Below are 23,787 nucleotides of genomic sequence, written 5' to 3'. Positions count from 1 at the left end.
AAGGTGCCTCCGCCTTCGCCCGGGCGGCTCGAGGAGATACCATCATGATCGATCCCAAAACCGCCAGGCGGGGCCTTGCGCTTGTTTTCACCACCCTGCTGCTCGACATCATCGGCTTCGGCATCATTATGCCGGTGCTGCCGGCCTATCTCAGGGAATTGACCGGCGTCGGCATCAGTGAGGCGGCTATCGAGGGCGGCTGGCTGTTCTTCGTCTATGCGGCGATGCAGTTCGTTTTCGCACCGGTGATGGGCGGGTTGAGCGACCGGTTCGGGCGGCGGCCGATTCTGCTCGCCTCGGTGCTGACGTTCGCTATCGACAATCTGATCTGCGCCATCGCCTGGTCCTATCCGATGCTGTTCATCGGCCGCGTGCTGGCCGGCGTTTCCGGCGCCAGCTATTCCACGACGTCGGCGTTCATTGCCGACATCTCGACCGACGAAAACCGTGCGAAGAATTTCGGCCTGCTCGGCATCGCTTTCGGCGTCGGCTTCGTTATCGGTCCGGTTCTGGGCGGGTTGCTCGGCACGTTCGGGCCGCGCGTTCCGTTCTATTTCGCCGCCGGGCTTGCTTTCGTAAACTTTTTGATCGCGCTGTTTCTGTTGCCGGAAACGCTTGATAGCAAGCATCGTCGCCGCTTCGAGTGGAAACGCGCGAACCCGGTCGGCACGCTCATCCAGATGCGCAACTACGAAGGCATCGGCTGGATCGGGCTTGTCTTCTTTCTGATGACGCTTGGACACATGATGTATCCCGCGGTCTGGTCGTTCGTCTCCAATTACCGCTATGGCTGGAGCGAACAGCAGATCGGCTTCTCGCTCGGCGCCTTCGGCCTGTGCGGGGCTATCGTCATGGCGACGGTCCTGCCGCGCGTGATCCCCAAGCTCGGCGAGTGGAGGACGGCGGTGATCGGTCTGGCATTTACGGCACTCAGCGCCTTCGGCTATGCGTTCGCGTCGCAAGGCTGGATGATCTATGCAGTGATCGTTGTCGGATGTCTCGAGGCGTTGGCCGACCCGCCGCTCAGAAGCTTGGCGGCCGCCAAGGTGCCGCCTTCAGCGCAGGGCGAACTCCAGGGCGCGATGACCTCGATCTTCTCGATCACGTCGATCATCACCCCGCTGCTTTATACGGCGATCTTTTCCTGGTTCACCGGTTCGGACGCGCCGGTGGTTTTCGGCGGGGCTCCCTATCTGCTTGGCGCGATTTTCCTGACTCTGGCGCTCATCGCGTTCGTCACAAAAGTGGCCAAGCCGACGCCGAAGGAAGTCAAACGCATGCATGCGCAGGAAGCGGTGGAAGCGGTGACGGACGAGGCTTGATCTGCGCTAGGACCGGAAAATGAAACGTGGCGTTCTGCCTCGCCGGCATCGTCAGCCGAATGCGTTTTGACACAATGTTCTAGCAGCGCTCGGCCAGTGCCGGCTCGCCACGCTTTTCGCGGATCAGGTTGACGAAGCGGCGGAACAGATAGTGCGAATCCTGCGGGCCGGGCGAGGCTTCCGGATGATGCTGGACCGAGAAGACCGGCTTTCCGGTGAGCGCGATGCCGCAATTCGAGCCGTCGAATAGCGAGACATGGGTTTCCTCGACGCCGCTCGGCAATGAGTCGGCATCGACGGCAAAGCCGTGATTCATAGAGACGATTTCGACCTTGCCGGTGGTGTGGTCCTTGACTGGATGGTTGGCGCCGTGATGGCCCTGATGCATTTTTGCGGTCTTGCCGCCCAGCGCCAGCGCCAGCATCTGGTGGCCGAGGCAGATGCCGAACAGCGGGATATCGGTCTTCAACAGATCCTGGATGATCGGAACGGCGTAGTCGCCGGTGGCTTCCGGATCGCCGGGGCCGTTGGACAGAAAAATGCCGTCCGGCCGCATCGCCAGGATTTCCTCGGCGCCGGTCTTGGCCGGCACCACGGTGACCTTGGCGCCGAGGCCGGCAAGCAGGCGCAATATGTTGCGCTTGACGCCGTAATCGATGGCAACGACGTGCATCGATGGATCGGCCTGTTCGCCAAAGCCCTCGTTCCAAATCCAGGGCGTCTCGCGCCAGACCGAGGATTGGCCGGAGGTGACCTCCTTGGCCAGGTCAAGCCCGATAAGGCCCGACCATGCGGCGGCGCGGCGCTGGAGATCGTCGACGTCGAAGATACCGTCGGGGGCGTGCGCGATGACGGCGTTGGGCATGCCCTTTTCGCGGATCAGCGCGGTCAGCGCGCGGGTATCGATGCCCGAAAGTGCGACGATGCCGCGTTTTTTCAGCCATTGGTCGAGGCCGGTTGCGGCGCGATAATTCGACGAGTTGGTGACATCGGCCTTGAAGACGGCACCGACGGCACCGGCGCGGGCCAGCGGGTTGAGGTCCTCGATATCCTCGTCATTGGTGCCGATATTGCCGATATGCGGGAAGGTGAAGGTGACGATCTGGCCGGCATAGGAGGGGTCGGTAAGGATCTCCTGATAGCCCGTAAGCGCAGTGTTGAAGCAGACCTCAGCGACGGAGGAGCCGGTGGCGCCCAGACCGCGGCCCTCGATGACGGTGCCGTCGGCCAGCACCAGCAGGGCGGTCGGCTTCTCGGTGGCCCAAGGGGCGGTCATCGTTGCCATGGCGGCACTCCTAAAGGCTGCGCCCCTCAATCGGCGCAACAAAAGGCGCGAAGCGGCAATCTCACAGCCTCGGCGCGCAACAAAAATTCAGTTCATGCAAGGCCCAGTACATAGGGGAAGGCGCCAAGGCGGTCAATGATGCCGCGCCGTACGAGTCTGGATTTATTTCGTGGAACAATATCAGCGGTTTGCCGGACGCTATCGAGTTTGCCTTGGGCTTTCGGCACGGCTATTGTCCGCCGCATTCGAAGGAGAAAGCACCATGCGAGGCAAAATCGCCGAATCCCTGAAGAGCGCGATGAAGTCGCAGGACAAGCGCCGGCTGCCGACATTGCGGCTGATCCAGGCGGCCATTCATGATCGCGACATCGCCAATCGCGGCGCCGGCAAGGAGCCGGCCAGCGATGACGAAATCCTGCAGATCCTGGCCAAGATGGTGAAGCAGCGCGAGGAATCGGCCAAGGCGTTCGACGACGGCAAGCGGCCGGAGCTTGCAGCGCAGGAGCGCGACGAGATGGCCATCATTCGCGATTTTTTGCCGACGCAACTGGGCCAGGCCGAGACGGAAAGCGCCGTCCGTTCCGCCATCGCCGAGACCGGCGCCAGCGGTGTCAAGGACATGGGCAAGGTGATGGCGGCGCTCAAGGAAAAATACGCCGGCCAGATGGATTTCTCCAAGGCGAGCGGCATCGTCAAGAGCCTGCTTCAGTAGGCTGCGGAAGGCCTTGCTGTCCTGCCCGCAAATCTGGCGGCAGCCAATCGCTCGTGCATCATGATCGAACTCGTCAAACCGGCGTTTGAACACCTGCCGTCCTACAAGGCGGCCCTCGAGCGCGGCTGGTCGCCGGACAATGTGCGGCTGCGTGAGGCTACACGCGAGCAGCTTGCGGCTATCGAAAGGGATCCGACGGCTTTTCTTGCCGATCTCGATGATCCCGGCGCCAAAGGGCCGCCGATCGCTTTGCCGGACGGCACGAAAATGCCGCGGCTGCCTGGATTCCGGCGCTGGATATGGAACGGGGAAGTCGCAGGCTCGATCGGCTTGCGCTGGCAGCCCGGCACCGCGGCTTTGCCGCCGCACGTGCTCGGCCACATCGGCTACGCGGTGGTGCCGTGGAGACGGGGACGCGGCTATGCGACCGAGGCGCTGCGGCTGATGTTGGGCGAGGCGAGGGCGGTTGGCCTGCCCTTCGTCGAGATCACCTGCAAGCCGCACAATGTGCCCTCGCAGAAGGTTGTTCTGGGCAATGGTGGCCGGCTTGTCGGGCGTTTCTTCGAGGACGCCGCCTATGGCGGCGCCGAAAGCCTGCGCTACAGGATCGATCTGTAGCCCTATTCGGCGGCAGTCGGCAGCGGCGGCGCAGCCCTGCTGCGCCATTCCCAGACATGCGAGGCAATCGCGACCGCGACCGCGACCAGCATGGCGATCGCGCCAACCACCGGCAGGCTGCGGTAGCCGTAGCCGGCATTGAGCATGGCCGCTCCGAGCGATGCGGCGAGCGCGATGCCGACATTGAAGCCCGATGGAATGAGCGACGAGGCAAGGTTGGAGGCGTCCGCGGTCCAGGTAAGGATGCGGGTCTGGATCGGCGTGCCGATGGCGAAGTTAAGGCCGCCCCATATGATGATCGCCGTCACCATCGGCAGTGGATAAGGGCTGACGGCATAGATTAAGGCAAGCATCACCGCCTGCAGGAAAAGCATGGCGATAAGCGACGGCATCAGCTTCCAGTCCGCGAGCCGCCCGCCGACAAAGACGCCGATCGTAGCGCCGACGCCATTGAGCAAGAGCACCCAAGGTATCCATTTCTCGTCGAGGCCGGTGACCTCTAGCAGCGTCGGCGTTATGTAGGTGAACAGGCCGAACTGGCCGATCATCAGCATCAGCATGATGATGAGCGAGGTCCAGACCTGCTGGCGCGCGAGCACGCGTACCTCGCTGCCAAGGCTGACGGACGGGCTCGACGATCCCGTCTTGCGCGGCAGCAGGGCGCTGATGGCCGCGAAGGCCGCCACGCCCAGCGCGCACATCACCCAGAACGTTGAACGCCATCCCCAGATGTTGCCGATTGCTGTGCCGGCCGGCACGCCGATGACGTTCGATACTGTGAGGCCGGACAGGATCAGCGCCACCGCCATCCCGCGCTGGTCTTCGCGCACAAGGCCGACGGCCACCACCATGGCAACGCCGAAATAGGCGCCGTGCGCCACGGCCACCGCAATCCGTAACAGCAACATCGAGGCGAAGTCCGGCGCCAGCGCGCAGGCCGCCTGGCCGATGGTGAAGGCTGCAGTCAGTCCAAGCAGCAGGGCCTTGCGGGAGAGCCTCTTGGTGGCGAGCGCCAGCAGCGGGCCGCCGACTGCAATGCCGCCGGCATAGCCGGAGACGAGGAAGCCGGCGGTCGGGATCGAGACGCCAAGTCCATTCGCCACCTGCGGCAGCACGCCGGCGATGACAAATTCGGTGGTGCCGAAGGCGAAGGCGGCAATGAACAGGGCAATGAGGGGAAGCATGGCGGGAAGGCGATCCTCGGATAGGATGGCCTCAAACCATGGATGAGGGCAGCGGGCAATCCAGAAATTGTCGACGCCGCTTTAGCTTTTCTTGATCGTCAGCCAGGGGCCTGCCGCGCCGGCAAAAACTACGCGGCCGTCTTCCTCCCGTAGGGAATTTTCAGCCACGCCCGTTCGTGGAGATAGTAGAGCAGCGACTTGGTGACGACTTCGGTCAGCCCGATGGCCGCGGCGAGCTTGATGCTTCCCGTGACCACCAGAGAGATGATCATTGTGTCGATGGTTCCGGTGGCACGCCAGGATAGCGCCTTGGCGAAGCTGCGCGAATGGGTATCCATCGATTGACTATCTCCCAGTAATCGGAACCGATCTCTTAGCCGACGTACGGGAAGGCGGAGCAAAGGTTAATTATCGTGTGTTTGGCTTGACGCAGTTTCCGCGCCGACGTTTGGGCTGTGTTGTGCAAGCCGAACCTATCCCGCCTTCAGGCGCGAACCGGTGAGCAGGCCGCGTTCCTCAAGCACGGGGTAGGCCATCGAGGCGAGCAGCGAGTTGATCTGCTTGAGGTCGCGGATGGTGTCGAGGTGGATGGAGCTGGTCTCGACGCTCTTGGCGGTGCCGTCGCGCAGCCGCACGAAATGGCTCTGGCTGGTTTCCTTCTCGCGGTCGCGCAGCCGGTCCTTTTCCAGCACCAGCTGGCGAGCTGTTTCAGCATCGCGCGAAACCAGCACGTTGAAGGCAAGCCTGGCGTTGTCGAGCACCAAAGCATGGAAGGCGCAAAGCTCGCGCCAGCCTTCCGGCGTGAACTCCAGCCCACGCTCGAATTTCTTCTTCACGTGGACCAGCATGTTGCGCACGATGATGTCGCCGACCTGCTCCAGCTTGACGCAGGCGCCGATCAGCTCCTGGCAGCGCAGTGCCTCGTCCTCGCTCAGCGGGTTCTTGGTGACCTTGGCCAGATAGAGCTTTATCGCCGCGTGCTTCCTGTCGACGCGGTCGTCGAGTGCGGCCAGCGCGCTGATCTTGTCGGCGTCGGCGCTCTCATAGAGTTCGATGATCCGCTTCAGCATGATCTCGACCGTCTCGCAGACCCGTACCACCTCGCGGGTGGCGTTGGCGAGTGCTTGGCTTGGCACGTCGAGCGCACTGTCGTTGAGCGCGGAAAGCTCGACGACGTCGAGCGCGTTGGCCAGCTCCGGCTTGGTGCCCAGCGCCACGATCTTTTCCGAGGCGCGATAGACTAGGCTCGCCAGCGGCAGGCCGGCGATCAGGATCAGGATGTTGAAGACGATGTGAGCATTGACGATCTGGTCGGGCACGGTGCTGCCCAAAAAGGCGACCGGCGGCTTGAACGTCAGGAACAGAATCAGCATGATCAGCGAGCCCATGCCGCGCATCAGGAGATTGCCGATCGGCACGATGCGAACGCCGGGTTCTGCGTTGCGGGTTAGAAGCGGCGCGATGATCGAAGAGCCGAGATTGACGCCGAGCACCAGCACGATACCGAGTTCGGGCGGGATGAAACCGCGGCTGGCCAGCGTCACCATCAGCAGCACGGCGGCGATCGAGGAATGGAACAGCCAGGTGACCAACGCCGCCAGAAGATAGGCGGTGACCGGATCGCCGGAGAAGTAATCGACGATGAGCGGCATCAGCGTGCTCTGGCGCAGTGGCTCCGACGCCTGGCCGATCATCTCCAGCGACAGAAGCAGCAGGCCGATGCCGACCAGGATGCGGCCGAACTGGCGCCAGTCGCGCCGCTCGGTGGCCATGAACATGACGGTGCCGGCGACCAGGCAGATCGGCACCAGCAGCGACAGATCGAAGGTGAGCAGCTTGACCACCAGCGCCGAGCCGATCTCGGCGCCGCGCACCGCAAGCTGGCCCGACATGCCGCTGACGATGCCGGAGCCGGCGAATGAGCCGACCAGCAAGGTAACGGCGGTCGAGCTCTGCAGCGCGACCGCCAGGCCGCAGCCGGCCAGAACCGCCATGAAGGGATTGCGCATGGTGGCGCGCAATTTGTGGCGCAGCACGTCGCCATAGGCGCGCTCGACGCCGGTCTTCACCAAACGGGTGGCGAACAGCATCAGTGCGACCGCGCCGGCAAGGTGCAGTAAAACGACGGAGCCGCTCATGCCCAGCCCCGCAATCCGACAGGTACCAGCGACGCGGGCGCCGTGAAGTCAAAGGGGCAAAAGTGGGTGCGAATCGTGGACATTGCAGAAGTTGATATTACTCCGATTTATTTTAGCCGAATAATAAATTTTGCCCGGTTCGGACGAGCGTTGGCACGCGACGGGGCGTGTCGGAAATGGATGGCTGGCAAAATGGTTGCATTGCCTGCGGGGGCGCGGAGGGTCACGCAGCCCAGTTCGGACGCCCGCTCTAAAGGTAATACTGAATTAGGCATTCTAAATGCAAGTAATCATTACGAAAATGTAATCCCTGCGTTCAGTTTCGGTTCATCCTTCCGGCTCTATTCCATAGGCATCAACCAAGGAGTACCCGTCATGAAACGCATCGTTCTTTCCGCCATTGCCTTCTCGATGCTGGCTGCAACGGCGTTGCAGGGCGAGGCTGCACCGCTGAACACACCAAACGCGCCGCGGTCGAACTACAGCCAGGTCGACTGGCAAAAGCCCGGCAGGCATGTCGACGTGAACAAGCATGTCGACGTGAACAAGCGCGTCGTAGTGAAGAAGAAGGTCGTCGTGAAGCGCAGCCATTGGCGCAACGGCCAGAGATACTCCAGCTGGAAGCGCCATCAGCCGATCCGCGACTATCGCCACTATGGCCTGCGCCGCCCCGGTCCCGGTCAGGAGTGGATCCGGGTCGGCAACGACTATCTGCTGGTCAGCGTGCTCTCCGGCCTGATCTTCGGCGCCATCGCCACGCAGTGAATCATCCAGAAGGCGGCCCGCAGTGGCCGCCTTTTCTTTGTGCGCCCTGTGAAAACCGGGTATGGTCGCCATTAGGAGTCGTCGCACTCCGCCGGCGTGATTATATGGAGGCCAAACGAGCTGTCCCCCCATGCGCTTTCCGCCTGCTTTCCTCGATGAGATCCGCGACCGCGTGCCGATTTCTTCGGTGATCGGCCAGCGCGTCGCGTGGGACAGGAAGAAGACCAACGCGCCGCGCGGCGATTATTGGGCGTGCTGTCCATTCCATGGCGAAAAGAGCCCGTCCTTCCATTGCGAGGACAAGAAGGGCCGCTATCACTGTTTCGGCTGCTCGGTTTCGGGCGACCATTTCAAGTTCTTGACCGAACTCGATGGGATGAGCTTTCCCGAGGCCGTCGAGAAGATCGCCGACATGGCCGGCGTGCCGATGCCGGTTCGCGACGCCGATGAGGAACGGCGCGAAAAGGAACGCGCCAGCCTGACCGATGTCATGGAGATGGCGACGGTGTTCTTCCAGGAACGGCTGCAGGGACCGGAAGGGGCAAAGGCACGCGCCTATCTGCGCGACCGCGGGCTGACGCCGGCGACGCAGCAGTCCTTCCGTCTCGGCTATGCACCCGACAGCCGCAATGCGCTGAAGGAGCATCTTGCCGCCAAGGGTATCCCCAAGGCCGACATCGAGGCGTGCGGGCTGGTGCGCCATGGCGACGACGTCCCGGTTTCCTACGACTGGTTCCGCGACCGCATCATGTTTCCGATCCCCGATTCGAGGGGCAAGATCATCGCCTTCGGTGGGCGGGCGCTGGCGCCGGATGCGCTGGCCAAATATATGAACTCGCCCGATACGGAGCTCTTCCACAAGGGCAACGTGCTCTACAATTTCGCTCGGGCGCGCCAAGCGCTGGGAAAGGGGGCGCTGGCCAAGGGCGGCACGGTCATTGCCGTCGAAGGCTACATGGATGTGATCGCGCTGGCGCAGGCCGGCTTCGAGAACGTGGTGGCGCCGCTCGGCACGGCATTGACTGAAAACCAGCTCGAACTTTTATGGCGCATGGCCGGAGAGCCGGTGCTGTGCTTCGACGGCGACCAGGCCGGGCTGAAGGCTGCGTGGCGCGCCGCCGACATGGCACTGCCGGCGGTCCAGGCGGGCCGCTCGGTGCGCTTCGCCCTGCTGCCGGAGGGCAAGGATCCCGACGATCTGGTCAAGGCCGAAGGGCCGGACGCGTTCCGCGCCGTGCTTTCCGACGCGCGGCCGCTCGCCGATCTCTTGTGGATGCGCGAGACGGCCGGCGGCATCTTCGACACGCCGGAACGGCGGGCCGAACTCGAAAAGACGCTGCGCGAACTGACCAGCCGCATCCGAGACGAGAGCCTTCGCTATCACTACCAACAGGAAATGCGCGAGCGGGTGCAGAGCTTCTTCGGTGCCCAGCGCGGACGCCAGGGGCGTCAGGACGGACGGCCCGGCGAGCGTTTCCAAGGCAGGGCTTCAGCACCCGGCGGACAATTTGCGCGCGGCGGCAATGCCGGTGGGCGCACCGCGATCACCGAAAGTCTCGGCCGCTCGGCGCTGGTCAAGCGCGGCGGCGAGGGCATGTCGGTACGCGAGGCGACGATCATTGCGGCCCTCGTCAACCATCCCGTGCTGATCGACGAGAATTTCGCCCATGTCGAGTTCCTCGATCTCGCCAACTCCGATCTGAAGCGGCTGCATGCGGCGATCCTCGACGCCATGGCGCATGATATGGCCAACGACCGCAACGCAGTGATCGCGACGATCGAGCGGGCCGGCTGCGGCGAGATCTGGCAGCGCGCGGTGACGCTGATCAAGCGGGCGCGGCAATGGCCGGCGCTGGAAACAGCGGCACTCGACGATGCCCGCGATGCGTTCAGCCAGGCTCTCCACTTGCAGCGCAGCGCGCGCACCTTACATAAGGAGCTGAAGCAGGCGGAAGCAGCGCTCGCCAGCGATCCCACGGACGAAAACTATCGGCACCTGGTCGAAATCCAGGCGCAATTTCGTGATGTGCAGGCAACGGAAGCGCTGATCGAAGGGTTTGGCGTATCGTCGGGCAGGGCTGGGCGCGTTTAGACAGAAGCCTCCAGAAGACTGAAATGTAAGGACGTGCTTGCGCGTTGAATCGGGCGTGCGGTGCTCTAAGTCGGGTAATTGATTCGCTTTTTTCATGCGAATCATGCGAGAGGCGCTTGACCTTCCGGCAGAATGGCGGAATCAGGTCGATTCGAAACGTTAACCCGCCCGGCATCGACGGGAATGCAGCGATGTAAGGTACTGATCACTGGACAGGCGGTCAGCTTGCCACAGATATCAGGGTTAATCTGGACTTAACGAGAGATGCAGTTACTGGCCCGGTAAAGCGCGTTCTGGAAGGAGCGCATCCAATTTGACCGGACTAGCAGCTTACGCGGCTTTGATACTCAGCCGCTTGGAGAAAATAAAGACTATGGCGACAAAAGAAAAGGAAGAAGTCGAGACCGAACGCGAGGCCGCGACCGATGGCCCTCTGCTCGACCTTTCCGACGATGCTGTCAAGAAGATGATCAAAGCCGCCAAGAAGCGCGGCTATGTCACCATGGACGAGCTGAATTCGGTGCTGCCCTCGGAGGAAGTGACGTCCGAGCAGATCGAGGACACGATGGCCATGCTTTCCGACATGGGCATCAACGTGGTCGAGGACGACGAGCAGGGCGAGGAGCCCGAAGCCGCCGATACCGCAGCTGATGCCGAGGAAGATGCCAACGAGCTTGCCGAGCAGACCGGCACCGCCGTTGCCGCCACCACGACCAAGAAAGAGCCGACCGACCGCACCGACGATCCGGTCCGCATGTATCTGCGCGAGATGGGCTCGGTCGAGCTTCTGTCGCGCGAGGGCGAGATCGCGATTGCCAAGCGCATCGAGGCCGGCCGCGAGACGATGATCGCGGGCCTCTGCGAAAGCCCGCTGACCTTCCAGGCCATCATCATCTGGCGCGACGAGCTCAACGAATCGAAGATCCTGCTGCGCGAGATCATCGACCTCGAGGCGACCTATGCCGGGCCGGAGGCCAAGCAGGCGCCGGTGGTCGAGCGTATCGAGGAAGCCAAGACCGAGGAAAAGCCGCGCCGTTCGCGCGAGGACGAGGACGACATTACCAATGTCGGCGGCGACACCCGTGGCCTGGTGGATGACGACGAGGAAGACGAGGACGAGGCGAGCCTGTCGCTGGCGGCGATGGAAGCGGAACTGCGCCCGCAGGTGATGGAGACGCTCGACGTCATTGCCGACACCTACAAGAAGCTGCGCAAGCTGCAGGACCAGCAGGTCGAGAACCGGCTGGCCGCCGCCGGAACGCTGTCGCCCAGTCAGGACCGCCGGCTGAAGGAGCTGAAGGACCAGCTGATCAAGGCGGTGAAGTCGCTGTCCTTGAACACGGCGCGCATCGAGGCGCTGGTCGAGCAGCTCTACGACATCAACAAGCGCCTGGTGCAGAACGAGGGCAAGCTGTTGCGGCTGGCCGAAAGCTATGGCGTGCGCCGCGAAGAGTTCCTCAAGGAATATCAGGGCTCGGAGCTCGATCCGAACTGGACGCGCTCGATCGGCAATCTGACCTCGCGCGGCTGGAAGGAATTCACCAAGAACGAGAAGGACGCGATCCACGACCTGCGCGCCGAGATCCAGAACCTCGCCACCGAGACGGCGATTTCGATCCAGGAATTCCGCAAGATCGTCAACCAGGTGCAGAAGGGCGAGCGCGAAGCCGCGATCGCCAAGAAGGAAATGGTCGAGGCCAATCTGCGCCTCGTCATCTCCATCGCCAAGAAATACACCAATCGCGGCCTGCAGTTCCTCGACCTGATCCAGGAAGGCAATATCGGGCTGATGAAGGCGGTCGACAAATTCGAATACCGCCGCGGCTACAAGTTCTCGACCTACGCGACATGGTGGATCCGGCAGGCGATCACCCGTTCGATCGCCGACCAGGCGCGCACTATCCGCATTCCGGTGCACATGATCGAAACGATCAACAAGATCGTGCGCACCTCGCGGCAGATGCTGCATGAGATCGGTCGCGAGCCGACGCCGGAAGAGCTGGCGGAAAAGCTCGCAATGCCGCTGGAAAAAGTGCGCAAGGTGCTGAAGATCGCCAAGGAACCGATCTCGCTCGAAACGCCGGTCGGCGACGAGGAGGATTCGCATCTCGGCGATTTCATCGAGGACAAGATGGCGATCCTGCCGATCGACGCGGCGATCCAGGCCAATTTGCGCGAGACGACGACGCGCGTGCTGGCCTCGCTGACGCCGCGCGAAGAGCGCGTGCTCAGAATGCGCTTCGGTATCGGCATGAACACCGACCACACGCTTGAAGAGGTCGGCCAGCAGTTCTCGGTCACCCGCGAGCGCATCCGCCAGATCGAAGCCAAGGCGCTGCGCAAGCTCAAGCACCCGAGCCGGTCGCGCAAGCTCAGAAGCTTCCTCGACAGCTGAGGCCAACAAGGGTTAGGGATTCAAAGGGCGCCGTCGGCGCCCTTTTTTGTGCATAGGCGATCGGCTATTCGACGCTATCGCTCTTGCGGCCTGCGGCTTGCGGGAGGATAATTTCGTATCGGATGCATTTCTGGGCGACAAACCCGGATGCCCGCCCCGGCGGTTGACGCCGTGCTCCGTGGCCCCGGAGGGAGGTGTGCCATGACAACTTACATCGTGCTGATCAACTGGACGGAACAAGGCGCCAAAAATGTGCGCGAGTCGCCGAAGCGGCTCGATGCCGCCAAGAAGATGTTGGGGGACATGGGCGGATCATTCAAGGCATTTTATCTCACCATGGGGGATTGCGACATGGTGGCGGTGGTCGAAGCGCCCGACGATGCCGTCTTGGCTCGTTTCTCGTTAATGCTGGCGACGGCTGGCAACGTCAGGACCCGGACGCTCAAGGCTTTCCCGGAGGATGCCTATCGCGAGATCATCACCTCGCTCGGGTGAGCCGCTGCTCCTGAAGCGCGTCGCGCTGAACGGCCCTTGCGACGCGCTTTAAGCTCTTTTATGCATGTCGTTATCGCAAAACCGCTGCGTAGCCTTTGGGCGACATGCATCAGCGAAGCCGGCCATTCCGCCGGTATCGTGGCACGTTGCGGCGCAACGGCATTTCTCGGATAATCCGTGCGCGTCCCTCAGGTGCCGTTTCGAAACATGGCCGAGCCTCTGCTGACCGTCTGGTACAATACGCGCTGCCCCGTCTGCGATGCCGGCATCAGCCGGCAAAAACGACGGCTGATCGAGGCGATCAAGGCCGGGCGAATCGAATTTCGCGACATCAATGCCGAACCGGCGGCGCTGGCCGGATACCGTATCGGGCTGGAGGACATCCGGCGCCGGCTGCATGCGACCGACGCCGCCCCCAATTTGCGGGGCGGCGCCGACGTTGCCATTGCGGTGTGGCGGGCGACACCCGGCGAAGGCTGGCTGGCGAGGTTGTTCGGCAATCCCGCCGCACTGCCTCTGACGCGCTATGCCTATGATCGCTTCGCCGATCTTCTCTATGCCTGGAACCGGCGCAAAGGCCGCTGGTGACGGGTATTCGTTTGCATCGGAGACGCTTACGGAGCGGTCCCGACCCTCATGTGCCTTCTGGCTGCCGTCGCTTGAGAAATCATTCCGGCCGGGCTATCTTCAGATACATCGTAAGATATATCTTGACGAGGCCATCGCGGGTAGCTAATTGAGATATATCGTAAGACATAACTCAAGGAGCAGACGATGCACAAACATTTCGGACATCATCATTTTGGCGAACGCGCCGAACGCGTTTTCATGCATACGGCCGGCAAGTTCGGCGGACGCGGCGGCGGCTTCGGCCCGTTCGGGCATGGCATGAGAGGCGGCAGATGCGGCGGGCCGGGCGACATGTTCCGCGCCGGGCGCATGCTGGCCGACGGCGATCTCAAGCTGATCACGCTTTCGCTGCTGGCCGATGCGCCGCGTCACGGCTACGACATCATCAAGGCACTGGAGGAGCGCACCAGCGGCGTCTACAGCCCAAGCCCCGGCGTGGTCTATCCGACGCTGACCTTCCTGGAAGAGGCCGGCTATGCCGTTTCTTCGGCGGAAGGCAACAAGAAGGTGTTTTCGATCACCGAGGCGGGGCAGGCGCATCTCAATGAAAATCGCGAGATGGTCGACCGCGTGCTCGACCATCTCGAGCGCTTCGGCCGGAAGATGGCGAAGGCGCGCGACTGGTTCGGCTGGAACGACGACGGCGATGGTGGCCGGCGCGGCCGCTCGGAAAAGCGCGACGAGTTCCGCGCCGTGCGCCACCGGCTGCGCGCCGCGCTCGGTGAAATCGTCGATGCGCCTGAAGGAAAGCAGGCCGAGGCAATCAGCATATTGGAAGCTGCCGCAGAGGCCTTGGAAGCGCTGTCACGCGACTGACCTCTGACTGCCAAGCCAGCTGCGGCCCTTGCCCGCTCGGCCAAGGACCGGTACTGAAAATCATCCTGCACCACGCTATGTGGTGCAGGATGATTGCCGTTGGAGGATTACCCCATGTCTTTTCTGAAGCGTCTTTTCGGCGGCGGCAACGAGGCCGCTGAGCCAAAGACAGCGGCGCCGGTAAAGCAGATCGAGCACAAGGGATTTTTGATCAGCGCCACGCCCTACAAGGCGGAGGGCCAATACCAGACCTGCGGCGTGGTTTTGAAGGAGATCGACGGCGTGATGAAGGAGCACAAATTCATCCGCGCCGACCGCTTTGCCGGGCTCGACGACGCCGTCGACGTCTCGATCAAGAAGGGCATCCAGCTGGTCGATGAGCAGGGCGAGAAGATCTTCGGGTAGATCGTTACTACAGCCTTGGATCGATTGGCTCACTCTCCAGCGCCAGTACGGCGAAAACACACTCGTGAATCCGGCGTAGCGGCTGCTTGGCGACAAATCGCGTCAGCGCCTCGTGACCGAGCGCGAACTCCCTGAGTGCCAGGCTGCGCTTGCCGCCCAGGCCGCGTTCTCGCAGGCGGATGAGATTGTCCGGCGCGTCATATTCGGGGCCATAGATGATGCGCAGGTATTCCGGGCCGCGGACCTTCAGCGCCGGCTGGATGAGCCCCTTCTTGCCGCGGCTGACGAAGTCGCGCGGCTTGACAACCATGCCTTCGCCGCCTGAGCCAGTCAGCGCCTCCCACCACGACACGGCCTCCGCACAGGCGCTGCCGTCGACCAGATCAACCGTTCGCCACCGCGTTGGCGTGACCACGCCATCGTCAGCGGCCAGACGGTCCGCGAGCGTCATGTGCCAGACGTGGTCCTGGTCAAACCAAACACGCCCCTCGCTGGCGAGCAGGTGGAAGGGCGCGATCTTCAGGTCGTCGACGCCCGAGACTGGCCACACGTAGGGCGCCCAGGCCGTGGCGTATTTGGCCGCTCGGGCAGCCCGGTCCTCAAGACGTGCGTTCAAGCCGGCTGCATCGACGCCGCGCGCTATTGCACGGGCTAGGGCATCACGGCTGACCTTGAAACCAGCGGCAGAGGATGTCGCCACCGGCGCATATTGGCTTTCGATCAGGCTGCCGGCCTTGGCCGACCAGGGCATTATCTCGGTGTCCAGCAGCAACCAGTCGCTGCTCAGTTCCCTCCACAGATCCGCCGCCTCGACCTCGGCGCAGAGACGCGCGAGCAGACCCTCCGTCATGGCGCGGTCGTTGAAAAAGGAACGTCCGGTGCGGGTCCAGATTGCGCCGGTCTCATTGCCCAGGGTCCCGAAGCGGTTGCGCGCCGTCTGCGCGTTCCGGCACAGAGCGATCACTGCCCGCGAACCCATGTGCTTCTCCTCGCACACGACCTGAGCGACACCGCGCTCGCGGAAGTAAGCGAAGGCATCCTCCGGACGTTCCAGCCAGCCGTCTTTGCTGCTGGTCTCGGAGGGCGACATGGTCGGCGGCAGATAGATCAGCCATTGCGGCGACAGCGCGAAGCGGCTCATTACCTCCAGTGCTGCCGAGGCGTTCTCCTCGGCCACGACGATCCGACCCCGCAGTCCTGTCTCGATCCAACGGCGACCCGAGACATCCTGGTAATCGAGCACGCCGTCGGCGTCGGCCTGCGCCGGTTTGCCTGGACCGGACCCGCCCAGCGGACGTATCGGTTCCGACCAGGTCTGGATTGCCGGCACCTCGATCAATTCGCGTTCCGGCCAGCGCAAGGCCGTCAACTTGCCGCCGAATACGCAGCCAGTGTCGATGCACAGGGTGTTGTTGACCCACTCGGCGGCTAGCGTTGGGGTGTGTCCATAGATTACGGCTGTCTTGCCACGGTAGGCCGCGGCCCAGTCGGCGCGGACAGGCAGCCCGAACTCGTCGGTTTCGCCTGTGGTCTCGCCGTACAGAGCGAATTCGCGCACGGCGCCGGAGCCGCGTCCGATCATCTCCTCCTTGAGGCCGGCATGGGCGACGGCGAGGCTTCCGCCATCGAGCCAGACATGGCTGTGCAGACCGTCGAGAAAGGCCGGAAGGGCCTCTCGCAAACCACGGTCCTGTGCACTTAGCTGGTCGATAGTCTGCTGGAGGCCGTGGGCGACCGTAACCTTGCGGCCTTCCAGCCAGCGGCTGAGTTTGCGTTCGTGGTTGCCCTGGACACAGTAGGCTGTCCCGGCCGCGACCATGCTCATGGCGATGCGCAGAACGTCCGGCGCGTTGGGGCCGCGGTCGACGAGGTCGCCGACGAAAACGATCTTGCGGCCCTCCGGCGGGATCACGGTGACCGTTCGTTCGTCGCGATCCTCGGACCAAGCGACACTGTAGCCGAGTCGACTGAGCAGGATCTGAAGTTCATCGGCGCAGCCGTGGATATCGCCTATGATATCGACCGGACCGTGATCGTCGCGCTTGTCGGTCCACAGCGGTTGGCGCGAGACCTTGGCCGCGTCGATGCTGGTCTCGCTGGTGAGTTTCCAGACCTGGCGGAAGCCCTCGCGTTGCAGGCCGCCAAGACCCTTGCGGATCTCGGTCGTCATGCGTTGGGCGACCCCGGCGCCGAACGGTCGGTCGGCTCGAACCGCGTTGCGCGCGACGCAGACCTCGACACCTGGATCGAGGACCACTGCGACGGGCAAAGCGTGCCACTTGCGTGCCAGTTCAACCCAGGCCTTGCGGTCGGCGGCTCGTACGTTGGTGGCATCGATGACGGTGAACTTGCGGTGCTTAAGCCGTTTACCGGCAATTTCGCGCACCAGATCGAAGGCATCTGCAGAGACGTCCTGGTCGGTCTCGTCGTCGGAAACAAGTGCGCGGCACTGATCCGATGAGATGATCTCGGTCGGCAGGAAATGCCTGGCGGCGAAAGTCGACTTGCCCGATCCGGTCGAGCCGATCAGCACCACGAGGGCGAAGTCAGGAATGGCGAGGTCGGTCTTGTCGGGTTCCCTCATCGCGTGAACACCGCCATCTGCGTTGGTGCGCCGAGAACTGGGTCCTCTGCGCCAATACCGCTGAAGGCGGTTGCATAGCCATAGGTCTCTCCGATTTTGGCAGCCCAGGCTTCGAACTGATCCCGGCTCCACTCGAAACGGTGATCGGGGTGGCGAAATGCGCCGGGGGCCAGTCTGGCGAACAACGCATTATAGTCCGCGTTCGGAGTGGTCACGATCACGGACTTCGGCGCCGTCTCGCCGAAAACGATGCGCTCGACCAGCGGCAGCCTGTCCTCATCAAGATGCTCGATGACCTCGACCAGCACGGCGACGTCGACCGCGGCCCAGCGGCTGTCCCGATATGTCAGCGATCCATGCAGCAGCGTGACCCGGCCCTCGGGCGGCCCGCCGAACTCGTTCAGCTTGAGACGCTTTGCCGCCCATTCCAGTTCGCGGGCGGCCGGGTCGAGGCCGAACAGCTTGTGCACCCATCGCTCGCGCACGAGCCGATAGAGTAGCTTGCCTTCGCCGCATCCCAAATCTGCAATCGAAGTTGCCCCCGTCGCCTGAATGACCTGAACCACAGCTTCCATGCGCAAATCGTTCAGCCGGATCGGCGTCTCCAGCGCCTCCTCCGGCGTGACGCGCAGCTCCGCAAGTTGTGCCTCGCCGGCCGTCTCGGGAGCCAGTCGCTCCAGGGCGATGCGGGCCAAGGCCCTGCGATTGCCAAGATAGCGGCGCACGATCAGGTCTTTGGCCGGGTGTTTTTCCAGCCAGCCCTCTCCCTTGGACAGCAGCTTGTCGATCTCTGCTTCACCGACCCAATAATGCTTGGCATCGTCCATTACCGGGATGAGCACATAAAGGTGGTTCAGCAGACGACTTAGCCGGCCCGTGCCGGTCAGCTTCAGATGGCCATACCTAGGGGCCCCAGCAGACCCGATTCCTTCGATCGGCGTCAGGTTGACTGTCCAGCCCAAGGGTTCGAACAGACTTCGAACCAGAGCCTCACCGCCGCGCATCGGCAGTGGAGTGACCACGGCCTCCAGCGGCAGTTCGCTGTGGGCCAGTTCCGGGCGCTCCTTCGATATGCCGGTCATCGCCGTCCGCAGCATTTTGTTCAGTGCCACCGACATGAAGGATGATGCCGCGTAAGGCCGGTCGTTCACATATTGGTCGAGCAAGCCTTCTGCCTGGCCCTTGCCCCGCACGAGCCCCACCGGGTCGACGTCGAGCAGGAGTGCAGCCTCGCAACGGTCTTCGGTTGCCTCGGGATAGAACAGCCACGCCTTGCCGAAGGACAGGTCAGTCTCGTGCAGGCGATCCGGATGCTTGTGCAGCAAGAAACCGAGATCGGTGGCCGGACGGTGCGTTGTGGCAACGGAAAGAAACATCCGCGACGGATAACGCAGACAAGCGGAATAACCAATGGCGGTTGTGTGGTCCACCACAGGCTGTCGCTAACGACAAACAAGGGCAGGCGCTGGGCGCCTGCCCTCATTCAATTCAGACGATGCTGACGCTTTACGCCGCCGCAGCGACGCCCTCGGTATTCCCGGTCGCAGCCACAATGGCGTCGACCTTGGCCGATGCCTTGGCGAGTGCTGCTGCCACCGCATCGGCGCCCATGCCGACGCCTTCGATGCGGATGACCTCGACGTCGGTCATGCCGAGGAAGCCAAGAACGCTGCGCAGGTAAGGAATGGCGTGGTCCAGCTGCACCGCGGCGCCCTCGGAATAGATGCCGCCCGAAGCCAGCACGATGTAGACCTTCTTGCCGGTGACGAGGCCTTTCGGGCCAGTCTCGCCATAAGCAAAGCTCTTGCCGGAGCGGGCGACGTGGTCGACCCAGGATTTCAACGTCGACGAGATGTTGAAGTTGATGAAGCCGGTGGCGAGAATGACGGTGTCGGCCGCAAACAGCTCGTCTAGCACCGTGTCAGATACGCCGACCACTTCCGCTTGGCGCAGGGTGCGGGATTCGACGGGTGTGTAGATGCCGGTCGCATAATCCGTATCGATATGCGGCAGCGGGTTGGCGACGAGGTCGCGCACGACAAGCGTGTTCGACCAGTCGGCGGCGACAAGCTTTTCAGCGAATTCAGTCGCAATGCGGGTCGAGTGCGAGGCAGCGCCGCGCGGGCTCGATGTGACGAGAAGGATGGACATGGTGGGCTCTCCAGGGTTGAAATAATTTATCCGCTGGATATGGGGCCATCGACCCATTCGAAAAACTGGTATATTTTCTATACTATCCATCTATAAAGTGGATATTATGATGCAACCCAACCCGACGCTCGACCAACTTCAGATCTTTGTGGCCGTCGCCGAAGCCGGCAGTTTCTCGGCCGCCGGCCGCAAGCTCAACCGGGCGCAGTCCGTTATCAGCTATGGCATCGCCAACCTCGAGGCGCAGCTTGGGCTGAAACTGTTCGAGCGCGAGGGTATGCGCGAGCCGCAACTGACCGAGATCGGCCGGGCGATGCTGGAGGATGCGCGGCGCATGACGGGTGTGCTGCAGCGCATCCGCTCGCGCGTAGACGGCCACCATCAGGGGCTGGAGGCCGAAGTGGCGTTGTCGGTCGATGCGGCGCTGCCCTCACCGGTGCTGGTGCGGGTGCTGAAGGCGTTCGAGGCCCGGTTTCCGACCGTGATGCTGCGCCTGCATATCGGCACGCTCGGCCTGATCCCCGATCATGTCGTCAGCGGGCACGCCGATCTCGGTGTTGGCGGCCTGCTGGGCGAGGTCGACGTCCACCTCGTGCGCATCGGCTTCATGTCGATAGTGCTGGCCGCCGCGCCCAGCCACCCGCTGGCGCTGCTGCCGAAGCCGGTGGCGATCGAGGATGCGCGCGAACACACTCAGCTCGTTGTCACCGACCAGTCCGAGCGCACCAAGGGGCGCGACTTTGGGGTCTTTGCCTACCGCACCTGGCGGCTGACTGATCTGCGTACCAAGCATATGCTGATGCGCGAGGGGCTGGGCTGGGGTGGGCTGCCGCGCTGGCTGATTGCCGACGATCTGGCGAGTGGCCGGCTGGTGGAACTGGATCTGGAGCCGTTCAGCGAGGTGCGTTCGCCACTCTATGCGATGCACCGGGCCGACCGCAGTCCGAAACCGGCGGCGGCTTGGCTGATCGACCAGTTCAAGCGCCAGCTCGGCTGCTTCAACGAGTTCGAGCCGGGCGAGGTGCCTGAGGAGGAGTCGGAGATAGACCGTCGATCAGCGCCATGAGAACGGCGCGATAGTCCTCGGTCGACGCGCCCGCTTCGATGGCGAGCGCTGCGCGGTCGAAGGCGGCGGCAAGCAAGGCGGTCAGCGCTTCCACCGGCAATCTCGCCATGGACTGCGAGCGCATCGCGGCGACAAGGCCCTCGCGCAGCGAACGGTTGCCATGGCGGTTGTCGATCGCGTCCATGGCGGCGCGGCCGAGCACGGCCGGTCCGTCGAGCAGCAAGAGCCGCGTGCGGCCGGGAGCGCGCATAGCGACCAGATAGGCATCCGAGCCGGCAATCAGCGCGTCGCGGGCAAGCAGCGAGGGCGGCGAAGCGCGCTCGATCTCTTCCGCGACAGCCTGCGCCTCCTGCTCGACCACGGCGGCAAACAGCGCCTGCTTGTCGGCAAAGTGATGATAGAGCGCGCCGCGCGTGACGCCGGCGGCTGCGACGATCTCAGGTGTGCCGGTCTCGGCATAGGATTTTTCGGTGAACAGTTTTCGCGCCGCGGCGATGAGTTCTGCGCGGGTCGCTTCGGTGCGATCGCGGTTGGAGCGGCGCGTGGATTCTTCTTGCATACATGCAGCCTGTATGTTAATTCAATATACATGCAGACTGTATGTTATTCGCTAGGAGAAGGAAAGATGAGGACGACGAGCTATTATCCGGTGCTGATGACGGGCGACGTTGCCGGCACGACAGCCTTCTATGTCGCGCATTTCGGCTTCAGGCCGCTATTCGAGGCCGACTGGTACGTGCATCTGCGCTCAGCCGAAGATCGCCGCGTCAATCTCGGCATCGTCCAGGGCGATCATGAGACGATCCCGGAGGAAGGGCGGGGCCGCACGTCGGGCCTGCTGATCAATTTCGAGGTCAGGGATCCGGATGCCATCTATGAGCGGATCACCGCCGCCGGCCTGCCGATCCTGCGAACGCTGTGCGACGAACCCTTCGGCCAGCGCCATTTCATCACCAGCGACCCCAACGGCGTGCTGATCGACGTGATCAGGCCGATCCCGCCGCGCCCGGAATTCCTGGCGCAATATGCCGATGGCGCGGCGGGCTGAGCGAGACAGCGCCGCTGGCAGGAACTGTCGGCAGACGCGACGTGAAGGCTTCAGCCGCGTGGCCGATCACGCCTTTGCGGTCTATGGTTAGGGTTCATCAATCTTGGGCCTTCTCCATGCGTGAAATCTGCCTTGTCCGCGCACCTTCCAACCTTGGCCTCCGTCCGCTCCGGCCGCATCATATACCGGGGACCTGGCACGCGCCGCAGGCTCTGACCGAAGCCGGCTTGGTCGAGATGCTTTCGCCCGCCAAGGTGGTTGATCTTGATCGGCCCGCCTATCTCACCGAGCCACAGCCGGGCACCCGGCTGCGCAACGGCAACGCGATACGCAGCTTCAATCTCGCACTCGCCGAGGTCGTTGCCGGCGCGCTGGGACGAGGCGAGTTCCCGCTGGTCGTGGGCGGCGACTGCGCCGTCCTGCTTGGCGCGCTGGCTGCCGCACGGCGATATGGTCCGGTTGCACTGGTCCATGTCGATGGTCACAGCGATTTCCGCCATCCGGGCAACTACGACGTCAACGCCTTACTCGGCTCGGCCCCCGGCATGGACCTTGCGCTTGCAACCGGACGTGGTGAGCCGTTGCTGACCGACTGGCCTGATATCGCAAGACCGCTTGTGGCGGACGAACAGGTGATACAGATCGGCGAACGCGAGAACCGCAACCCCGACTTCGGCTGGCCGGACATCAATTCGACCGCGATGACGTTGATCGACGTCTTTGCCGTGCGTGAGCTTGGCGCGGCGAAGGTCCTGGACAAGACCTGGAACACGCTGGCGCGAACCGGCTGGCCCTACTGGGTGCATTTCGACGTCGATGCGCTCGATCAGACAGTGATGCCGGCGGTGGATTCACCGGGCAGCCCCGGCATCGATCCGGACGATCTCGTCGACATCCTCGCGGCGCTGGTGGCGGATCCGCGCTGCACCGGAATGGACATGACCATTTTCGATCCGGATCTCGATCCGACTGGCGAGCTGGCAGCGCTGCTGGTCTCGCTGCTTAGCCGGATCTATGCGCCGCGATAGAGCCTCATCCATCCCGATGGATCGGGATGGGGCTCTATCTTTTGTTTGACCATGATCTTGTCCGAAAAACCGGTTCCCACTTTTCGGGATCATGGTCGAGAGCTCAGCTTCGCGCCACTGGCATCACCGTGACCTGAGTAATGCCGGAGCGGCGCACCACCGTGCACAGCGTCTCGTGGCCGATGCGCTCGGCGTCGAGCATGCGCACCAGATCGTCGACGCCGGTGACCGGCCGTCCGTCGATGGCGGCAATGATGTCGCCTTCCCTGAGGCCAGCCTTGTCCGCCGGGCTGTTCTTCTCGACGCTGCGCAGGCGCACCGCGGTGCTGCTCGACACTTGCGACAAAAGTGCTGCGCGGCGCGGCAGGTTGGTGGTGTCGGCGGAAACGCCGATAAAAGCGCGGCGGACGCGGCCGAAGCGGATGATTTCCGAGATGACGAAATTGGCGGTGTTGGAGGCAACCGCAAAGGCGATGCCTTGCGCGCCATGGATCATCGCGGTGTTGACGCCGATGACCTCGCCCGCCGAAGACACAAGCGGCCCACCGGAATTGCCGGGGTTGAGCGCGGCGTCGGTCTGGATGACGTCGTCGATCAGCCGGCCGGTGGAGGCACGCATCGAGCGGCCGAGCGCCGAGACGACGCCTGATGTGACGGTCCATTCGAAGCCGAGCGGGTTGCCAATGGCAATGGCGATCTGGCCGCGCCTCAAACGCTTGGAATCGCCGAGCGGCGCGATATCGGCAAAGCTGCCGTCGGCGCGAACGAGCGCGATGTCGGTGTCGGGATCGCGGCCGAGCACGCGGCCCTCCCTGGAGGCGCCGTCCGGCATCGACACGCGCACGCTGCGCGCATCGCCGACGACGTGGAAGTTGGTGACGACCAGCCCGTCCGGCGCGATAACGAAACCGGAGCCATGGCCGCCGGGGCCACCGACGCGCTCGATGCGGCAGACGGCGGGTCCGATGCGGTCGACGGCATCGGCGACGGTCGCCGAATAGGCATCGAGAAGGGCATCGTCATATTGCAATTGCTGGGCGGGCAGGGCCATCT

The 23,787-nt window shown here is 63.3% G+C and carries 22 protein-coding genes; 13 read left to right on the top strand and 9 right to left on the bottom strand.

What is annotated here, in order from left to right; translation table 11 throughout:
* Window positions 1-44 precede the first annotated feature (44 nt).
* Window positions 45-1,322 carry a TCR/Tet family MFS transporter gene (locus NKJ08_RS09080; protein ID WP_352776703.1) on the top strand — a complete coding sequence of 426 codons (1,278 nt, stop codon included), beginning with the start codon at window positions 45-47 and terminating at the stop codon, window positions 1,320-1,322.
* Window positions 1,323-1,401: 79 nt separating this feature from the next.
* Here NKJ08_RS09080 and carA read toward each other — a convergent pair whose 3' ends face one another.
* Entirely contained in the window at window positions 1,402-2,607 is a 1,206-nt protein-coding gene (gene carA / locus NKJ08_RS09075; protein WP_352523327.1) for a glutamine-hydrolyzing carbamoyl-phosphate synthase small subunit, read from the bottom strand.
* Between the two features lie 262 nt (window positions 2,608-2,869).
* On the opposite strand from carA, the gene NKJ08_RS09070 reads away from it, so the two are divergent.
* Together NKJ08_RS09070 and NKJ08_RS09065 are read left to right on the top strand one after the other, a co-directional pair.
* Entirely contained in the window at window positions 2,870-3,319 is a 450-nt protein-coding gene (locus NKJ08_RS09070) for a GatB/YqeY domain-containing protein (protein WP_292658734.1), read from the top strand.
* A gap of 60 nt (window positions 3,320-3,379) precedes the next feature.
* Complete coding sequence (locus NKJ08_RS09065) at window positions 3,380-3,937, top strand: GNAT family N-acetyltransferase (protein ID WP_352523328.1); 558 nt, start codon at window positions 3,380-3,382, stop codon at window positions 3,935-3,937.
* A 2-nt stretch (window positions 3,938-3,939) separates the two neighbouring features.
* Here the strand turns inward: NKJ08_RS09065 and NKJ08_RS09060 are convergent, their stop codons facing one another.
* The 3 genes from NKJ08_RS09060 to NKJ08_RS09050 all read right to left on the bottom strand — a co-directional run bounded on the left by NKJ08_RS09060 (window position 3,940) and on the right by NKJ08_RS09050 (window position 7,259).
* Complete coding sequence (locus NKJ08_RS09060) at window positions 3,940-5,121, bottom strand: MFS transporter (RefSeq protein ID WP_352523329.1); 1,182 nt, start codon at window positions 5,119-5,121, stop codon at window positions 3,940-3,942.
* A 128-nt stretch (window positions 5,122-5,249) separates the two neighbouring features.
* Window positions 5,250-5,459: a DUF2061 domain-containing protein gene (locus tag NKJ08_RS09055; RefSeq protein ID WP_352523330.1), complete on the bottom strand. Its 210-nt coding sequence runs from the start codon at window positions 5,457-5,459 to the stop codon at window positions 5,250-5,252.
* A 135-nt stretch (window positions 5,460-5,594) separates the two neighbouring features.
* On the bottom strand, window positions 5,595-7,259 hold the full coding sequence (locus tag NKJ08_RS09050; protein ID WP_352523331.1) for a Na/Pi cotransporter family protein: 1,665 nt from the start codon (window positions 7,257-7,259) through the stop codon (window positions 5,595-5,597).
* Window positions 7,260-7,634: 375 nt separating this feature from the next.
* Here NKJ08_RS09050 and NKJ08_RS09045 point away from each other — a divergent pair, with 375 nt between their 5' ends.
* From NKJ08_RS09045 to NKJ08_RS09015, 7 genes are all read left to right on the top strand, one after another.
* Window positions 7,635-8,024, top strand: coding sequence for an RcnB family protein (locus NKJ08_RS09045; RefSeq protein WP_352523333.1), 390 nt, complete (start codon window positions 7,635-7,637; stop codon window positions 8,022-8,024).
* Between the two features lie 130 nt (window positions 8,025-8,154).
* Window positions 8,155-10,116 carry a DNA primase gene (gene dnaG, locus NKJ08_RS09040; protein ID WP_352523336.1) on the top strand — a complete coding sequence of 654 codons (1,962 nt, stop codon included), beginning with the start codon at window positions 8,155-8,157 and terminating at the stop codon, window positions 10,114-10,116.
* A gap of 373 nt (window positions 10,117-10,489) precedes the next feature.
* Window positions 10,490-12,511 carry an RNA polymerase sigma factor RpoD gene (gene rpoD / locus NKJ08_RS09035; RefSeq protein ID WP_352776705.1) on the top strand — a complete coding sequence of 674 codons (2,022 nt, stop codon included), beginning with the start codon at window positions 10,490-10,492 and terminating at the stop codon, window positions 12,509-12,511.
* Window positions 12,512-12,712: 201 nt separating this feature from the next.
* A complete protein-coding gene (locus tag NKJ08_RS09030) occupies window positions 12,713-13,006 on the top strand; it encodes a GYD domain-containing protein (protein WP_352523340.1) in 294 nt (97 codons plus the stop codon).
* Between the two features lie 207 nt (window positions 13,007-13,213).
* Entirely contained in the window at window positions 13,214-13,594 is a 381-nt protein-coding gene (locus NKJ08_RS09025; protein WP_352781664.1) for a thiol-disulfide oxidoreductase DCC family protein, read from the top strand.
* Window positions 13,595-13,780: 186 nt separating this feature from the next.
* Window positions 13,781-14,452: a PadR family transcriptional regulator gene (locus NKJ08_RS09020; protein ID WP_352776706.1), complete on the top strand. Its 672-nt coding sequence runs from the start codon at window positions 13,781-13,783 to the stop codon at window positions 14,450-14,452.
* 114 nt (window positions 14,453-14,566) lie between these two features.
* Window positions 14,567-14,857 (top strand): HlyU family transcriptional regulator, encoded by a 291-nt coding sequence (locus NKJ08_RS09015; RefSeq protein WP_352523344.1) that lies wholly within the window; start codon window positions 14,567-14,569, stop codon window positions 14,855-14,857.
* A gap of 7 nt (window positions 14,858-14,864) precedes the next feature.
* Here NKJ08_RS09015 and NKJ08_RS09010 read toward each other — a convergent pair whose 3' ends face one another.
* The 3 genes from NKJ08_RS09010 to NKJ08_RS09000 form a co-directional block, all read right to left on the bottom strand.
* Complete coding sequence (locus NKJ08_RS09010; protein ID WP_352523345.1) at window positions 14,865-17,441, bottom strand: polynucleotide kinase-phosphatase; 2,577 nt, start codon at window positions 17,439-17,441, stop codon at window positions 14,865-14,867.
* Complete coding sequence (locus NKJ08_RS09005; RefSeq protein ID WP_352523346.1) at window positions 17,438-18,871, bottom strand: 3' terminal RNA ribose 2'-O-methyltransferase Hen1; 1,434 nt, start codon at window positions 18,869-18,871, stop codon at window positions 17,438-17,440. The genes NKJ08_RS09010 and NKJ08_RS09005 overlap by 4 nt, the downstream gene beginning before the upstream one ends.
* 76 nt (window positions 18,872-18,947) lie before the next feature.
* Window positions 18,948-19,592: an FMN-dependent NADH-azoreductase gene (locus tag NKJ08_RS09000; RefSeq protein WP_352523347.1), complete on the bottom strand. Its 645-nt coding sequence runs from the start codon at window positions 19,590-19,592 to the stop codon at window positions 18,948-18,950.
* Between the two features lie 109 nt (window positions 19,593-19,701).
* On the opposite strand from NKJ08_RS09000, the gene NKJ08_RS08995 reads away from it, so the two are divergent.
* On the top strand, window positions 19,702-20,658 hold the full coding sequence (locus NKJ08_RS08995) for a LysR family transcriptional regulator (protein ID WP_352523405.1): 957 nt from the start codon (window positions 19,702-19,704) through the stop codon (window positions 20,656-20,658).
* Here the strand turns inward: NKJ08_RS08995 and NKJ08_RS08990 are convergent.
* On the bottom strand, window positions 20,591-21,217 hold the full coding sequence (locus NKJ08_RS08990; protein ID WP_352776707.1) for a TetR/AcrR family transcriptional regulator: 627 nt from the start codon (window positions 21,215-21,217) through the stop codon (window positions 20,591-20,593). The two genes, NKJ08_RS08995 and NKJ08_RS08990, sit on opposite strands and share 68 nt — an antisense overlap.
* A gap of 66 nt (window positions 21,218-21,283) precedes the next feature.
* Here NKJ08_RS08990 and NKJ08_RS08985 point away from each other — a divergent pair, with 66 nt between their 5' ends.
* Both NKJ08_RS08985 and NKJ08_RS08980 read left to right on the top strand, forming a co-directional pair.
* Window positions 21,284-21,706 carry a VOC family protein gene (locus NKJ08_RS08985; protein ID WP_352523349.1) on the top strand — a complete coding sequence of 141 codons (423 nt, stop codon included), beginning with the start codon at window positions 21,284-21,286 and terminating at the stop codon, window positions 21,704-21,706.
* 116 nt (window positions 21,707-21,822) lie between these two features.
* Entirely contained in the window at window positions 21,823-22,734 is a 912-nt protein-coding gene (locus tag NKJ08_RS08980; protein WP_352523350.1) for an arginase family protein, read from the top strand.
* A gap of 103 nt (window positions 22,735-22,837) precedes the next feature.
* Here the strand turns inward: NKJ08_RS08980 and NKJ08_RS08975 are convergent, their stop codons facing one another.
* On the bottom strand, window positions 22,838-23,785 hold the full coding sequence (locus NKJ08_RS08975) for a S1C family serine protease (protein WP_352523351.1): 948 nt from the start codon (window positions 23,783-23,785) through the stop codon (window positions 22,838-22,840).
* Window positions 23,786-23,787 lie beyond the last annotated feature (2 nt).

It is taken from the genome of Mesorhizobium sp. M0244 (assembly GCF_040321795.1).
Taxonomy (GTDB): domain Bacteria; phylum Pseudomonadota; class Alphaproteobacteria; order Rhizobiales; family Rhizobiaceae; genus Mesorhizobium.
The sequence above is the reverse complement of the archived record's forward strand: the minus strand, read 5'-3'. Positions and strand labels throughout refer to the sequence as shown.

What these genes read in the sequence shown, in the direction of transcription:
- NKJ08_RS09080 (WP_352776703.1), top strand. Translation starts at nt 45, where the DNA reads ATGATCGATCCCAAAACCGCCAGGCGGGGCCTTGCGCTTGTTTTCACC.
- carA (WP_352523327.1), bottom strand. Translation starts at nt 2,607, where the DNA reads ATGGCAACGATGACCGCCCCTTGGGCCACCGAGAAGCCGACCGCCCTG.
- NKJ08_RS09070 (WP_292658734.1), top strand. Translation starts at nt 2,870, where the DNA reads ATGCGAGGCAAAATCGCCGAATCCCTGAAGAGCGCGATGAAGTCGCAG.
- NKJ08_RS09065 (WP_352523328.1), top strand. Translation starts at nt 3,380, where the DNA reads ATGATCGAACTCGTCAAACCGGCGTTTGAACACCTGCCGTCCTACAAG.
- NKJ08_RS09060 (WP_352523329.1), bottom strand. Translation starts at nt 5,121, where the DNA reads ATGCTTCCCCTCATTGCCCTGTTCATTGCCGCCTTCGCCTTCGGCACC.
- NKJ08_RS09055 (WP_352523330.1), bottom strand. Translation starts at nt 5,459, where the DNA reads ATGGATACCCATTCGCGCAGCTTCGCCAAGGCGCTATCCTGGCGTGCC.
- NKJ08_RS09050 (WP_352523331.1), bottom strand. Translation starts at nt 7,259, where the DNA reads ATGAGCGGCTCCGTCGTTTTACTGCACCTTGCCGGCGCGGTCGCACTG.
- NKJ08_RS09045 (WP_352523333.1), top strand. Translation starts at nt 7,635, where the DNA reads ATGAAACGCATCGTTCTTTCCGCCATTGCCTTCTCGATGCTGGCTGCA.
- dnaG (WP_352523336.1), top strand. Translation starts at nt 8,155, where the DNA reads ATGCGCTTTCCGCCTGCTTTCCTCGATGAGATCCGCGACCGCGTGCCG.
- rpoD (WP_352776705.1), top strand. Translation starts at nt 10,490, where the DNA reads ATGGCGACAAAAGAAAAGGAAGAAGTCGAGACCGAACGCGAGGCCGCG.
- NKJ08_RS09030 (WP_352523340.1), top strand. Translation starts at nt 12,713, where the DNA reads ATGACAACTTACATCGTGCTGATCAACTGGACGGAACAAGGCGCCAAA.
- NKJ08_RS09025 (WP_352781664.1), top strand. Translation starts at nt 13,214, where the DNA reads ATGGCCGAGCCTCTGCTGACCGTCTGGTACAATACGCGCTGCCCCGTC.
- NKJ08_RS09020 (WP_352776706.1), top strand. Translation starts at nt 13,781, where the DNA reads ATGCACAAACATTTCGGACATCATCATTTTGGCGAACGCGCCGAACGC.
- NKJ08_RS09015 (WP_352523344.1), top strand. Translation starts at nt 14,567, where the DNA reads ATGTCTTTTCTGAAGCGTCTTTTCGGCGGCGGCAACGAGGCCGCTGAG.
- NKJ08_RS09010 (WP_352523345.1), bottom strand. Translation starts at nt 17,441, where the DNA reads ATGAGGGAACCCGACAAGACCGACCTCGCCATTCCTGACTTCGCCCTC.
- NKJ08_RS09000 (WP_352523347.1), bottom strand. Translation starts at nt 19,592, where the DNA reads ATGTCCATCCTTCTCGTCACATCGAGCCCGCGCGGCGCTGCCTCGCAC.
- NKJ08_RS08995 (WP_352523405.1), top strand. Translation starts at nt 19,702, where the DNA reads ATGCAACCCAACCCGACGCTCGACCAACTTCAGATCTTTGTGGCCGTC.
- NKJ08_RS08990 (WP_352776707.1), bottom strand. Translation starts at nt 21,217, where the DNA reads ATGCAAGAAGAATCCACGCGCCGCTCCAACCGCGATCGCACCGAAGCG.
- NKJ08_RS08985 (WP_352523349.1), top strand. Translation starts at nt 21,284, where the DNA reads ATGAGGACGACGAGCTATTATCCGGTGCTGATGACGGGCGACGTTGCC.
- NKJ08_RS08980 (WP_352523350.1), top strand. Translation starts at nt 21,823, where the DNA reads ATGCGTGAAATCTGCCTTGTCCGCGCACCTTCCAACCTTGGCCTCCGT.
- NKJ08_RS08975 (WP_352523351.1), bottom strand. Translation starts at nt 23,785, where the DNA reads ATGGCCCTGCCCGCCCAGCAATTGCAATATGACGATGCCCTTCTCGAT.